This window comes from Bacillus sp. FSL R5-0603 (assembly GCF_038050295.1).
In the GTDB taxonomy this organism is placed as follows: Bacteria; Bacillota; Bacilli; order Bacillales; family Bacillaceae; genus Bacillus; species Bacillus subtilis.
In genome coordinates, this window is sequence record NZ_JBBOYP010000001.1 from 3,027,705 (window position 1) to 3,042,176 (window position 14,472).

11 protein-coding genes and 1 tRNA gene are annotated in these 14,472 nt (G+C 43.6%); 2 read left to right on the forward strand and 10 right to left on the reverse strand.

The features are described from left to right. Nucleotides 1–133 precede the first annotated feature (133 nt). Nucleotides 134–619: a cysteine dioxygenase gene (gene cdoA / locus NYE56_RS15685; protein ID WP_015251362.1), complete on the forward strand. Its 486-nt coding sequence runs from the start codon at nt 134–136 to the stop codon at nt 617–619. Between the two features lie 107 nt (nt 620–726). On the opposite strand, the gene NYE56_RS15690 is transcribed toward cdoA, so the two are convergent. From NYE56_RS15690 to NYE56_RS15700, 3 genes are all read right to left on the reverse strand, one after another. Beyond that, nucleotides 727–799, reverse strand: a tRNA-Ala gene (locus NYE56_RS15690). A gap of 107 nt (nt 800–906) precedes the next feature. Next, nucleotides 907–1,737 (reverse strand): undecaprenyl-diphosphate phosphatase, encoded by an 831-nt coding sequence (locus NYE56_RS15695; RefSeq protein ID WP_014477785.1) that lies wholly within the window; start codon nt 1,735–1,737, stop codon nt 907–909. Nucleotides 1,738–1,829: 92 nt separating this feature from the next. Then, nucleotides 1,830–2,996, reverse strand: coding sequence for an AI-2E family transporter (locus NYE56_RS15700; protein WP_038429517.1), 1,167 nt, complete (start codon nt 2,994–2,996; stop codon nt 1,830–1,832). A 181-nt stretch (nt 2,997–3,177) separates the two neighbouring features. On the opposite strand from NYE56_RS15700, the gene iolU reads away from it, so the two are divergent. After that, nucleotides 3,178–4,164, forward strand: a complete 987-nt coding sequence (gene iolU, locus NYE56_RS15705) for a scyllo-inositol 2-dehydrogenase (RefSeq protein WP_341284070.1) — start codon at nt 3,178–3,180, stop codon at nt 4,162–4,164. A 40-nt stretch (nt 4,165–4,204) separates the two neighbouring features. Here iolU and rhaA read toward each other — a convergent pair whose 3' ends face one another. The 7 genes from rhaA to mcpA form a co-directional block, all read right to left on the reverse strand. After that, complete coding sequence (gene rhaA / locus NYE56_RS15710; RefSeq protein ID WP_341284071.1) at nt 4,205–5,479, reverse strand: L-rhamnose isomerase; 1,275 nt, start codon at nt 5,477–5,479, stop codon at nt 4,205–4,207. A gap of 25 nt (nt 5,480–5,504) precedes the next feature. Next, nucleotides 5,505–5,819 (reverse strand): L-rhamnose mutarotase, encoded by a 315-nt coding sequence (rhaM, locus tag NYE56_RS15715; RefSeq protein WP_221777293.1) that lies wholly within the window; start codon nt 5,817–5,819, stop codon nt 5,505–5,507. Between the two features lie 17 nt (nt 5,820–5,836). Beyond that, on the reverse strand, nt 5,837–7,294 hold the full coding sequence (gene rhaB / locus NYE56_RS15720) for a rhamnulokinase (RefSeq protein WP_341284072.1): 1,458 nt from the start codon (nt 7,292–7,294) through the stop codon (nt 5,837–5,839). A gap of 4 nt (nt 7,295–7,298) precedes the next feature. Further along, complete coding sequence (gene rhaR, locus NYE56_RS15725) at nt 7,299–8,075, reverse strand: rhamnose catabolism operon transcriptional regulator RhaR (RefSeq protein WP_268556276.1); 777 nt, start codon at nt 8,073–8,075, stop codon at nt 7,299–7,301. A gap of 57 nt (nt 8,076–8,132) precedes the next feature. After that, nucleotides 8,133–10,202 carry a bifunctional aldolase/short-chain dehydrogenase gene (locus NYE56_RS15730; protein WP_341284073.1) on the reverse strand — a complete coding sequence of 690 codons (2,070 nt, stop codon included), beginning with the start codon at nt 10,200–10,202 and terminating at the stop codon, nt 8,133–8,135. Nucleotides 10,203–10,339: 137 nt separating this feature from the next. Next, the gene (gene tlpB / locus NYE56_RS15735) at nt 10,340–12,328 is read right to left on the reverse strand and encodes a methyl-accepting chemotaxis protein TlpB (protein ID WP_341284074.1); all 1,989 of its coding nucleotides are present in this window, start codon (nt 12,326–12,328) and stop codon (nt 10,340–10,342) included. Between the two features lie 113 nt (nt 12,329–12,441). Beyond that, nucleotides 12,442–14,430 carry a methyl-accepting chemotaxis protein gene (gene mcpA, locus NYE56_RS15740; protein WP_440582977.1) on the reverse strand — a complete coding sequence of 663 codons (1,989 nt, stop codon included), beginning with the start codon at nt 14,428–14,430 and terminating at the stop codon, nt 12,442–12,444. Between the last annotated feature and the right edge of the window lie 42 nt (nt 14,431–14,472).

Below are 14,472 nucleotides of genomic sequence, written 5' to 3' on the forward strand. Positions count from 1 at the left end.
ACACTTTGGCCGCACATTTTTTTGTGTTTACTGGGCGTTTGCCGCCTCTAAATTGTATATGGGTAAATACCATGAATTAACCTATGAAATACCAATGTAAGGAAATTTTAAATATTCCGGGAGGCAAAAACGAATGGAACTGTATGAGTGTATCCAAGACATTTTTGGCGGCTTGAAAAATCCATCGGTTAAAGATTTAGCAACGTCTTTAAAACAAATTCCAAACGCAGCAAAATTGAGTCAACCGTATATTAAGGAACCAGACCAGTACGCTTACGGCCGAAATGCCATCTATCGAAATAATGAATTGGAAATTATCGTGATTAACATTCCGCCAAACAAGGAGACAACAGTACACGATCATGGTCAATCCATTGGTTGTGCAATGGTGTTAGAAGGAAAGCTTCTTAATTCTATTTATCGCTCAGCCGGCGAACACGCAGAACTCTCCAATTCATACTTTGTCCACGAAGGAGAATGCCTTATTTCAACCAAAGGTTTAATTCACAAAATGTCCAATCCAACATCCGAACGAATGGTGTCTCTTCATGTCTACTCCCCTCCTTTGGAAGACATGACTGTCTTTGAGGAACAAAAAGAGGTATTGGAAAATTCATGATTGACAGATAAACTGCTCACTTTGACTTCGCTCAACTGGAGGATTCAGAGAATGAAACTTTTTCCTCAAAACAAAAAAAACCCTTATAGAATAAGGGTTTAAAGGTATGGAGCCAAGGGGGCTCGAACCCCTGACCTCTACGCTGCCAGCGTAGCGCTCTCCCAGCTGAGCTATGGCCCCGTATGTAACGTCATGTTTATTATAGATGATTTTATTTTGAAAAACAAGCTGTTTCCTCTTGATTTGACAGAAAAAATAAGGCTCGGAAAAGAGCCTTATTTTTCGACTTACATCATGATCAAAAGTAAAATCACACCGAGAATAATTCGATAGATTGCAAATGGGACAAGTTTGATTTTGTTAATCAGCCTTAAGAAGAAACGGACGACAAACAGTGCGACCACAAAGGCACAGATAAAGCCGACGATGAAAAATGGCATCAGATCCGAGCTTAAGCTGTCCCAATGCTTCACCAGGCTTAGAAAACTGGCTCCCATCATGATCGGCATCGCCATAATAAACGTAAAGTCGGCTGCCGCTCGGTGGTTTAATCCGAGAATAACACCGCCGGAAATGGTTGAACCCGAACGCGAGAAACCCGGCCAAAGGGCAAGACATTGGAATAAGCCGACTGCTATCGCCTGTTTATAGGAAATGCGGTCGAGAGTGTCTGTCGCTGTTTTCCGCTTATTGACCCAGTCAGCAAAAAGCATCAGGATTGCCCCAGCAATTAAACCGATGGCCACAGTTTTGACAGAAAATAAATATTCATCAATGTAATCTTCAAACAAAAAGCCGAGAACAGCTGCAGGCACGAGTCCGACGGCAATTTGGGCAATGCTTAATTTATGTCCCTGCTCCTGGTCGCTTGTAATATTTTTTTTCAAGCCGAGTAAGTTTAAAATTCGGTCTTTAAACACGATAGCTACTGCTAAAATGGAGCCTAGCTGAATAACCACCTTGAATGAGTTAGCAGCTTCTTCTGACATCAGATTACTTGATTTAAGCCAGATGTCGTCTACTATAATCATATGTCCTGTCGAAGAAACCGGCGCGTACTCTGTTAATCCTTCTACGATTCCTAAAATGGCGGCTACAAACAATTCCCATAGAGTCATGATTTTGATTCTCCCCATTAGACATTTATTTTTTTACATAACGGGAGCTTTCCATAAATGGAAAGCCCGTCTTATATAACTATAAACGAAAATCACACTTTATGACCCGGTGTATTTTCATTTTTTTCTTCGTCGTATAAATGTGACCGCATTTTAAACCAGTCAAATAAATGTGTCGTAATGACTTTAGCAACTGCATAGCCCGGAATGGCAAGAATGATTCCAACAACGCCAAACAGTTTGCCAGCTGTTAACAGCAGAAAAATAATTGTGATAGGGTGGATGTGAAGGTTTTTTCCCATAATTTGCGGAGAGATCAGCTTCCCTTCAATCAGCTGAACAATGGTCCAAACGATCACCAGCTTAAGCAGCATGAGCGGCGATGTCACTATGGCAATGATAATCGCAGGCGTAATGGCAATCGTTGGCCCTAAATATGGAACGATGCTTGTGCAAGCCGCAATGACTGCAAGCAATGAAGCATAATCCAGCCCGATAATCAAATAACCGATAAACAGCAAAAACCCGATACAGAAGCTGACAATGATCTGGCCTCTGATATAAGAGCTTAACCGATGATTCATTTCGCTTAAGACTGTATATGTCTGTTCTTTCAATCGAGTCGGCACAAACTTCAGTATGTAGACCGGTAATTTTCTTCCGTCTTTTAGCAAATAAAATAGAATAAACGGAACCGTGACGATCGAAATGATAATCTCAGTCAGTGCGCCGATAAAATTCCCAACGCCGGTAAAGGTGCTGTTCACGATCGTCGCTGCCTGATCCGAAACCTTTGTAGCAAGATCAGATATATTAATGTTCATCGTTTGCTGGGCCTGATTGACGAAGTTGCTGCCGATCAGCTGTTTCGTCTGGTTTTCTACGACGTCCACATATCTCGGGATATTGTCAATCAAACTCATAATTTGTTCTTTTAAGAAGGGAATGATTGACACGATCGTGATCGTGATCAGCCCGATAACCAATAGATATAGCAGCAATATAGAATAGATTCTTCTTATTCTTCTTCTCTCCAGAAAATCGACGACTGGGTTTAACAGATAAAAAACAATGCCCGTCAAAATAATCGGAAGTGATATCGTTTTGAGCAGAACAATAATCGGGGTGAAAATAAATGATGTTTTTGTAAATACTAGAATATTTAAACCAATCAGCAGCAGCACAAGCAAAAATAAAACAAACTTATTATCCAAGAAGAATCGCTTGAATCTGCCGCTCCATGTTTGCAACGTCTCCACTATCGTTCCTCCGTCATACATAGTTTAATTAAATTGTACACTATCGTCCCTATAATGAAAAATAAAAACCGTTAATTGCTGGAAAAGCTTTCACGGTTTTAACATTCTATTTATATCTATCATGTGATTTTGTTCTTTTTAAGCTATAATTTAGCTATATCATACAAAAGGAGCGATACGAGTGATACGTTTTGCAATAATAGGAACCAACTGGATTACAGACCGCTTTCTTGAGTCAGCAGCGGATATCGAAGATTTTCAGCTGACTGCTGTTTATTCAAGATCGGCTGAACGCGCTGCCGAGTTTGCTGCTAAACACAACGCTGCGCATGCCTTCTCAGACCTTCAGGAAATGGCGGCGAGCGATTGCTTTGATGCCGTATACATAGCGAGCCCGAACGCTCTTCACAAGGAACAAGCCGTTCTCTTTATGAACCATGGCAAGCATGTGCTTTGTGAGAAGCCGTTTGCTTCGAATACAAAAGAAACAGAAGAGATGATCTCAGCGGCTAAGGCAAACGGCGTTGTTCTCATGGAAGCAATGAAGACCACTTTCCTGCCGAATTTCAAAGAGCTGAAAAAACACCTGCATAAAATCGGCACTGTCCGCAGATTTACCGCAAGCTACTGCCAGTATTCCTCACGGTATGACGCGTTCAGAAGCGGAACTGTTTTGAATGCGTTTCAGCCTGAGCTTTCCAATGGGTCATTAATGGATATTGGCGTCTATTGTATTTATCCGGCTGTTGTGTTGTTTGGCGCGCCGAAGGATGTAAAAGCAAACGGATATGCTTTATCCTCCGGAGTGGATGGAGAGGGAACTGTCATTCTGTCTTACGACGGGTTCGAAGCCGTTCTGATGCATTCCAAAATTTCTACTTCCTATGCCCCGGCGGAAATCCAGGGTGAAGACGGGACGATTGTAATCGATACGATTCACCGGCCTGAACGTGTTGAAATCCGCTACCGGGACGGCCGCCTCGAAAACATCGCGATCCCTGATCCTAAACCGGCTATGTTCTATGAAGCAGAAGAATTTGTCACGCTCATAAAAGAGAATAAGCTGGAATCTGAAGAAAATACATTTGAACGGTCTTTGACCACCGCAAAAATTATGGAAGAAGCAAGAAAGCAAATGGGGATTGTATACCCTGCTGATCAAGCTTAAAAAAATCCGCCCGCGTGCAAATGCCGCGGCGGATTTTTTATTAGACAATCGAAGAAGATGCCTTCCTCTTTAAAAGCACCCGTTGTTCATATTCTTTGATGTCATGAAGCCATGCCTCTTTTACTGGAACGCCCATTTGCTCACAGTAGAAATCCCAGATGGCTCCGAAAGGATATGTTTTGAATTCCTCCATCAGGGCCAGCCTTTCTGTATAGCGGCCCTCTTCCTGCAATTGTTTTAAATAGCCGTTCGGAAGAAGCAAGGCATACAATAAAGCTTTGATCATATTTCTCGTTCCGATGGTCCAGGCGGCTACACGGTTAATGCTGGCATCGAAAAAATCCAGACCGATGGCGACCTTCTCAAGAGCCTGATTTCGTACAATTTCAAGAGCGATTTCTCTCAATTCATCATCCAAAACCACTACATGGTCGCTATCCCAACGAACAGGCCGCGATACGTGCAAGGCAAGCTTGTCTGTGTAAAGCAGCATGGACGAGATCTTGTTTGATACCGTCTCAGTCGGATGGAAATGGCCTGTATCAAGTAAACAAAGCTTATGATTCGTCAAAGCATAAGCTAAATAAAATTCATGAGATCCGACAACATATGATTCGGAGCCAAGCCCGAACAGCTTGCTCTCGATTGAATCAAGATTGTGTTGTTCACTGATCTCCTCTGCGAAGATCCGATCCAGTGATTCTTTTAGTCTTTTACGCGGTGTCAGCCTATCACTCGGGATATCCTTATAGCCGTCGGGAATCCAAATATTCGTCAAGCAAGGTGTTCCTAATTCTTTCCCGAAGTATTCCCCGATACGGCGGCAAGCGATGCAATGCCTGATCCAAAATTCTCTGATGTCCGGATCAGGGTGTGAAAGGGTGAGTCCGTCAGCCGCTTTCTCATGCGAAAACAAGGTTGGATTAAAATCTAAACCGAGACCAAGGTTTTTTGCCCATTTCACCCAGTTTTCAAAATGCTGTGGCTTCAATTCGTCACGTTCTACCGCTTCCCTGTTTGTTTCTGCGTATATCGCATGCAGGTTCACGCGGTGCTTTCCAGGAATGAGAGAAAGAGCCTTCTCCAAATCTCTTCTTAATTCTTCAGGAGTTTGCGCTTTTCCGGGATAATTGCCGGTCACGTCAATTCCGCCTGAAAGCTCGCCCTTATTTACTTCAAAGCCTTCAATGTCGTCACCCTGCCAGCAGTGGATCGAAATGGGCACTTGCTCTAATTGCCGAAGCGCCTCTTCAACATCAATTCCCCATTTTTCATATGCCTGTTTTGCACTGTCATAATTGGCTTTTATGGTCATACGGCTCTCTCCCTTTATCAGTTTTTCAATCCAAATAAAAAACTTCCTTTAGATCTATCGAAACAGGACTGAAATCCGAATTTGTTTTCATTAATGGCGCCATCGATTCCCACCATCTTCGGCACACTTCCGTGTCCGCCATCTTTCTCCATTTCTCTTCATCCTCTATTTCTAAATATGCAAAAAGCCTGCCTGTTTCCTCGTCTAGAAAAATGGAATAATGGTGTGCTCCATGAGCTTTGAGTGCTTCTGCCATCTCAGGCCAAATGTCATCATGCCGCTGTTTGTATTCTTCGTACTTGTCTTGATGGACAAACATGATACTGGCTTTTCTTTTCAAACCTTTTCACCTCTTCATCATTTAGATAGCGCTTTCAAAACAGTTTGCTGAAATGACTGAATGATTGTGCTTCTATCAATGTCTTTAGGTGTAAACACTTTGATCGGAAAGGAATTTCTGACGACTTGCCGGGCTTCTTTTATGTCTTTGACTTCTTTGGCAGCAATCATTTGCATCAAAAGATTTCCGGTGGCAGTTGCCTCTATCGGCCCTGCATATACCGCTTTTCCACTCATGTCTGCCGTTAATTGATTTAAGAAGTCATTTCGGGCTCCGCCGCCGATGATATGAAGCTGCTGAATCTGTTTTTCTGTGATCGTTTCCAGCTCTTTGATGGCAATCGCATAGATGATGGCTAAATTGCTGTAGATGCAGCAGGCAAGTTCGCCTGCAGTGCGAGGAGTCTTTTGGCGGGTTTGTCTGCAATAATGTTGTATTTCCTTTATCATGTTTTCTGGATTCAGGAATCGTTTATCATTTAAGTTTATAAATTGCTGGAATGGTTCTGTTTTTTCGGCTTCTTCTGCAAGCTGCTGGAAAGAGTAATCTGCTTGTAACTGCTGTCTGACTTCTTGTATCACCCACATGCCGATAATGTTTTTGAGAAAGCGAATGGTGTTGTTTGCGCCGCGTTCATTTGTATAGTTGTTTTCTAAAGCAAGATCAGTTATTATCGGTGTTTTGTTTTCAATCCCGATTAACGACCATGTTCCGCTGCTGATATACGCCCAGCCATCATGTACGCCTGGCGCCGCAATGACGGCCGAGGCCGTATCATGTGTTGCGACTGTCATCACCTTGCACGCCGGGAGATCATAATCCGGGAACCACTCATTTCTTAGCTTCCCGAGCTCACACCCCGGTTCAGTCAGCGGCGCAAATTGCTGTTCCTGAACGGACACGGCTTCAAGCAATTCAGGATCAAGATTTCCCGTTGAGGCGTTTAAAAGCTGTGTTGTGGACGCGTTTGTGATTTCCGTTACAGCTTTTCCGGTTAAACAATAGCCTAAATAATCAGGAACCATCATAATTTTGTCTGTCTTTATCAGCAGCTCACGGTCTTCTTCATACAATTGATAGATCGTGTTGAAAGGCTGAAATTGTATTCCTGTTTTTTGATAAATTGCGGCTTTTGAGAGGGTATGTTCCAGTTTGTCTATTGTGTGATCTGTTCTTCTATCACGGTAGGAGATTGCTTCCCGCAACCGACCGCCTTTTTCGTCCAGTAAGACATAATCAACTGCCCATGTATCAATGCCTACGGTGCAGTGTTCATACCCAAGCGTCTTTACTTTTTGCAGTCCTTGCAGGATTTGTTTTAGCAAATGATCAATATCCCAAAAGCAATGCCCGTCTCTTTGACTGAAACCGTTAGCGAACCTGTGAATCTCTTGTATGTTAAGCTTCCCTTCATTCAGTTCACCTACCATGATTCTCCCGCTTGATGCGCCTATATCAATGGCAGTATAAATCATTCTTTCACCCTCTCTTCGAAAGAGGAACAGCTGTCACCTTCACCTTTTTGTCCTTAAGAGCTTTTACCGAGGCCGGATCAAGTCCAGAATCCGTAATTAGGCGGCTGACATCTTGCAGCGAGGCTATATGTGAAAACTCGCGGTTCCCCCATTTGCTTGAATCGGCCATCAAAATGGTCTGGTCCGACCTTTCGATCATCCGTTTTTTGAGCAGCGCCTGCCACTCATTTGAATCACTCATCCCATTGTGTACGTCAAATCCCTTACATGACAGAAAGGTTTTATTGACATGATAGGTCTCAAGTGAACGCTCTGCTAACGGGCCGGCAAACGATAATGATTTTTCCAGCAAAATGCCGCCTGTTGAAATGACTGATATATTTTCTTTATTGCTGAGTTCAATAGCTGCTTTCATTGAGTTTGTAATCACGGTGAGCTCAATGTCAGGGAGTATTTTCGCCATGTACCAGGCGGTTGTGCTTGCATCGAGAATAATTCGGTCTCCGCTTTTTACATATTTGGCCGCTTCGTGAGCGATGGCTTTTTTTTCGATGACATTCGTGATTTCCCGTTCAGAAAAATGAATTTCTGATTCCTTCTGCTGAATACTGACCGCTCCTCCGTGGCTCCGGCTCAGTTTATGTTCTTTTTCAAGCTTTTCAAGATCACGCCGAATGGTTTCCTCTGTGACTGAAAATATGTCACTTAATTCGGAAACGCGGATGCTTGAACGCGTATTCACTATTTCCACTATTTTTTGCTGCCGTTCTGCTACTAGCATCAGTAACGCCCTTCCTCATATTGTAGTCCATCTTATATTTTTTATCATAGCATATTTCTAACGCGTAAAAGCAGCTGGGACGCCGCCGTCTACCGTAATCATGCAGCCCGTTGTTTTTTCGGCTTTGGAAGAAGCGAAGAATGCAATGGCTTCGGCAATATCCTCCGGGTAAATATTGACGAGCAATGCTGTCCGTTTCCGGTAATGTTCCTCCAGCTGATCTGGTTCAATCCCGTACGCCGCGGCTCGTTCCTCCCGCCAGCTTGAACCCCAGATTGCCGATCCTTGAAGAACTGCATCAGGCAAAACGGAGTTGACCCTAATGCCGAATTCTCCGCCTTCTGCTGCGATGCATCTTGCTAAATGGGTTTCAAGCGCCTTAACCGAGCTGTAGGCAGAGGCGTTTTTTCCCGCATAAACCGAATTTTTCGATCCGACAAATACCATGCTTCCGCCTCTATTTTGCTGTTTCATCTGTTTAAACGCTTCACGGGCTACAAGGAAATAGCCTGTTCCTAAAACATTCATATTAAGATTCCATTCTTTTAGACTTGTTTCGTCAAATGGGCTTGATGTGGCCAGCCCGGCATTATTGACGACGATATCAATGCCGCCGTAAGCAAGCGCCGCTCGTTCAAAAGCTGATTGTACGTCTTCCTCCTTTGTCACATCCATTTTGACAGCCATTGCCCGTCCTTCTCCGTATGCATCGTTTATTTCCCCGGCAATTTTCTGTGCACCTTCTATATTCAGATCAGCTACGATCACGTGCCCTCCCTCAGCTGCAAATCGGCGGCATGCTGCACTGCCGATTCCGCCGGCTCCTCCAGTTATCAACGCTACTTTTCGGGAAAATTCTGCTTCCGGCGGGGCCAGCGTGAGTTTATATAGTTCGAGCGGCCAATATTCGACATGGTACGATTCATTTTCATGTAAAGAAACAAATTGCCCCAGAGCGGTTGCTCCTTTCATTACGGCGATGGCCCTCCGATATAAAGCCCCGCTTACTTTAGACATGGCATAACTTTTTCCTGTATTCACCATTCCGATTCCAGGAATTAATATCACCCGCGGGGCGGATTCAAAGATTTGATCCTCATCCTGCTGATTGCGTGTAAAGTAAGCCTGATACTCTGATGTAAAGGTCTCGACTCCTGACTTGATCAGATCTGCAAGCTTGTGCACATCTTGAGTTTCCGGATTCCAATCAATGTACAGCGGAACCCGTTTTGTGTGAACAAGGTGATCCGGGCATGCCGCACCGATTTGCGAAAGTGCTGGCGCTTGGACACTGTTTACAAATTCCAAGACATCGTCATGATCATCATAGGAAAGGATCATTTTCTTTTCTTCACTTACTGCTCCTCTGATCACAGGCATGATGCCTGCCAAGATTTGTTTTCTTTTATCCTCCGTCAGCGGCTGATACCTTTTGCCTCCGAATACCTCATGCTGATTGATACGATCGTTAATATACTGCTCGGCTTCTTGAATGATGGATATCGTTTTTTGATAACATGTTTCTGACGTCTCTCCCCAAGTGACTAAGCCGTGTTTCTCCATTAATACAAGCTCGGCGTGGGGATTGTTTGCTACGCCTTCAGCGATCATTTTAGACAAAGTAAATCCAGGGCGGACGTATGGCACCCATACAAACCGGTTTCCGTAAATGTCTTCAGCGATTTGTTTTCCATTATCTGCACAGCATATGCTGATAATCGCATCTGGATGGGTATGGTCAACATGTTTGTATGGCAGAAAAGCGTGTAATAGCGTTTCAATTGAAGGGCGGGGATGTTTGCTGTCTATCATACAATGAGACAGGTAGTCTACCATTTCTTCATCTGGCATTTGGTCCCTTTTAATCAGCGGGCGGATATCATCTAATTTCAAACCGGTAAAGTTATGCGTTTTCATTGTTGCCAAATCCGAACCGCTTCCTTTTACCCACATGACTTCTATTTCACGGCCTCTAAAATCCTTTTCCGTTGTTTTCATAGATGTATTCCCCCCGCCCCAGTTGCAGACAGTGCGGTCTGACCCGATCAGATTGGACCTGTACACCAATTCCTCTACACCTTTAGGCAGCTGTGCAGCTCGCTCTGAATCCCATATATGTTTCACCATATTTGATATTCCTCCATACCCTTTTATTTGTATCCGTTTTCATTATATATGATTTCTGTTTGTTTTTGAATCATTTTTGTTTATTTTTGCTTTTTAACAAAAAAAGAAAGCAGCAGATATGCCGCTTTCTCGTTTCATTATGATTCTATTTTAAATTTCTTCGTAATGTCCTGAAGTTCTTCCGCCATGTTTGCCAACGTTTCCGCTGAAGAGCTGATTTCTTCCATGGAAGCAAGCTGTTCTTCCGCCGAAGCTGCGATATCCTGAATGCCTGCTGAGCTTTCTTTCGCCACTGCAGAAATATCTTCAACAGCACTTGACACTTCCTGTGATCCGGCTGACAGTTGTTCAACCGTCGCGTTCAAGTTTTGCAATTCGCCGGAAATTTGGGTTGTCATCTCATAGATTTGTTTAAAGCTTTCCGCTGTTTGATCCGTAATCTGCAAGCCTTCTTTCACTTCATGATTCACGGATTGGAACATTGTAAGTGAGGTGCTGATTTCCCTGACAATCTCTTGAATTAATCCTTCAATTTCCTTGGCGGAGTCTGCTGATTGTACAGCAAGTTTTCTAACCTCTTCCGCAACTACTGAGAAACCTCTTCCGTATTCTCCCGCTCTTGCCGCCTCAATCGCAGCATTTAATGCAAGCAGGTTGGTTTGATCAGCAATGCCGTTAATCACATTCAAGATGCTTGTGATGTCTTGCGATTTTGTTTCAAGGCCCTTCACAACCGCTTCCGCTTTTTGAACGGATTGGTCTATTGTTTTCATCTGGCCGACTGTATGCTCCACCAGCTTTTCTCCGCTGCCCGCTGCCTCAGAGGACTGAATCGATGATTTCGTAATGGTTGAAGAGGCTTGAGCCACTTTTGAAATCCCCTCGTTCATTTGAGAAAGATGATTTGAGCTTGTTTCCAGTTTCTCGCTTTGTGCCTCGTTGCCATCTGAGAACTGTTCGATGGCAAGTGTAATATGTTCAGTTGCCTTGCTTGTTTGGGCTGCGCTTGCCGTCAGCTCCTCAGAAGATGAGGCGACGTTTTCTACAGACGTTTGAATAACGCCGATTACAGAACGCAATGATGCAGACATTTCATTAAAGCTTTCGCCAAGCTGGCCAAACTCGTTTTTCGAGTGAATGTCAATGACTTCTGTGAGATCTCCGCTGCTGATTTTTGCAGACGTTGAGACAAGTTTTCTTAACGGCTTGGTGATGGCACGGATAATATAGAGTATGAGTATGCCGCCGATTACTATTGACACGCATAAAATGATAACCGCAGTGTTCAGCACCGGGCTTGAAGCATCTTGCAATTCACTGACAAAATATGTGCCCGCGATTTTCCAGCCAGTCAGTTTATTTGTCGTAAAGGCCATTTTCTTTTCTTTGCCTTCGAATGTATATTCAAAGGAGCCGTCATTTTTGGAATATACTTGGTTTGTCCAATCGCCGGAGCCGGTTGTCCCAGGCTTAATGGTCGGATGAGCGATATATTTTTTGTTGCCTGTCGTAATAAATGCAAAGCCTTCTTTACCGATTTTGATTCTTTTTGATGCAGTAAGCACTTCATCCAGGTTTAAATCCAGCGCTATAACCCCTGACCCGTCCTTTAATTGTTTTGAAATTGTTACAACGATATCTCCTGTCGCTTCATCGGTATACGGTTCTGAGAAAACAGCTTGTCCTTTTTCCGCAACCGCCTGTTTGTACCAGTCACGTCCTGTCGGATCGAAACCTTTCGGAACACCGCTATCCGGATATTTATAAAGCTTCTTATCTTCTGAAGCAGCATAGATTGCGCCTACATCGTCGTTAAGTGTCGTGTACTGCTTAAATTTCTCTTTCAGTAATGTTTTGTTTTTGCCTAACAATATGTCTTTATCGACTGTCTCACTATAATAATCTATTGCTTTTACTTTATCTTCTAATTTATTTTGCAGCGTACTGTTTAGTTCTTCAACATTTCCCTTCGCACTGCTTATGAGCTCTCTGTCTAACGCATTCCAAGCTGATTGATAACTGAAATATGCTAAAACCCCAACCGGCAAAATAAGCACTGCCAGAAACGCAGCGATTAGCGGTTTGCTGATCGATGGCTGTTTGATCCATTGTATGAATTTTCCCATTCTCGTTGACTCCTCCTTTAAGATAAATCTAATATCGTCAAACTAGGATAAAAGGTTTAATAAAAAAACTAAAAAAAACACCCAAGCGCAACAAGCTTGGGTGTTAAGGCTTATTATTCGATTTTGAATCGTTTGGTCATATCGCGAAGCTCTTCCGCCATAGAGGAAAGGGTCTCTGCAGACGAGCTGATTTCTTCCATGGAAGCAAGCTGCTCTTCGGCTGACGCCGCGATATCTTGTATATGCGCTGAGCTTTCTTTTGAAATCGATGCAATGTGCTCAGACGCTCCCGAAACTTCTTCGGAGCTGGCAGAAAGCTGCTGAACCGTCGCACTCATATTTTGCAGTTCGCCGGCGATTTGGTTCGTCATTTCAGAAATGCGCTTAAAGCTCATTTCTGTTTTATCTGTGATGTCAAGTCCTGTCTGCACCTCTTGATTAACAGATTGGAACATGCCGAGTGAGGTATTGATTTCCTTCACAATTTCGATGATTAATCCTTCAATCTCTTTTGCTGAATCTGCTGACTGTACTGCCAGTTTTCTTACTTCTTCCGCTACAACGGAGAAGCCGCGGCCGTACTCGCCTGCGCGCGCTGCTTCAATTGCTGCGTTTAAGGCAAGCAGGTTCGTCTGGTCTGCGATGCCGTTGATCACACGCAAAATGTTTGTAATATCTTTCGATTTCGTTTCCAATCCGCGTACGACTTGCTCCGCTTCTTTAACGGACTTGTCAATGACGTTCATTTGGCCGACGGTTTGGTGAACAAGCTTGCCGCCTTCACTTGCAATTTCTGTCGATTGAACAGATGAATCAGTGATCACTTCAGAAGCTTGAGCCATATTCGTCAACCCGTCATTCATTTGATAAATGTGCTCTGCTGCCGTTTCAATGTTTTCGTTCTGTTTTTCATTGCCGTTAGAAAATTGTTCAATCGCCAATGTAATGTGCTCTGTTGCCTTGCTCGTTTGCGCAGCTGATGCAGTGAGCTCCTCAGAGGAAGCGGCAACATTATCTACCGAATCCTGGATGGCGTGTATGAGAGAACGAAGTGACGACGCCATATTGTTAAAGCTTTTGCCGAGCTCGCCCAATTCATCTTTTGAACGGATATCAATGGTTTCCGTCAAATCTCCCTCGCTGATCCGCTTAGAGGAACCGACAAGCTGTTTCAGCGGTGTTGTAATCGACCGAATGATCAAAGTCATGACGATAATCCCTATGATAATAGCTGCGGCCAAGACAATTAAAGCAAGGTGAAGGACAGGCTGGGCTGCCTCATGGATTTCATCCAAATACATGGTGCCGCCGATCTTCCATCCCGTCAACTTGTTTGTGTCAAAGGCCATTTTTTTCTTATCGCCGTCCATGGTGTATTGAAAATCGCCTTTATCAGCGTTCAGCATCTTATCGAGCCAGTCGCCTTTTAATTCAGTTCCTGATTTTTCATTAGGATGAGCGACAACTTTTTTGTCCTTCGTCATGATAAATGCGTAGCCTTGTGTGCCGATGTTGACTTTTTTGGTTGTTTTCAACAGATTTTCAATGGTCATGTTGATTGCGATAACGCCTGAACCATCTTTTGTCTGCTGGGCGATTGTCACAACCATCGTATTTGTAGACGCAGTTTTATAAGGATCTGTCACAACGACTTTTCCTTTATTCGCAACCGCTTTTTTGTACCAGTCGCGTTCAACCGGATTGTAGCCGCTCGGCATCGGGAGATCCGGATAGCGGGTAAAGTGCCCTTTTGTGTCACTTGTATAAATGGACTCTACATCTTTATTAATACTGATATATTGTGAGAATTTCTCTGCTATGCTTGCATTGCTTTTTGCATTGTATTTCTCTTTTGTCAGCCATTCGCTGAAATAATCAGCACTGTTTTCTTTTTCGCCGATGCTGGTGTTGATGATTTCGTTTAATTGCTGTACATTTTCCAATGCGCTCCCCATCATCTGTCTGTCGAGTGAGCTGCTAGCCGATTGATACGCAAAGATCGCCAATATGACAACCGGTATGATGAGGATCGACAGAAAGGAAACGAGAAGCTTCCGTGTAATTGATCTTTGTTTTATGAGTTGGAGTATTTTTTTCATCATTCATTTCTCCTTTTTTATGCTACCCTTCATATCGGCTGGAAA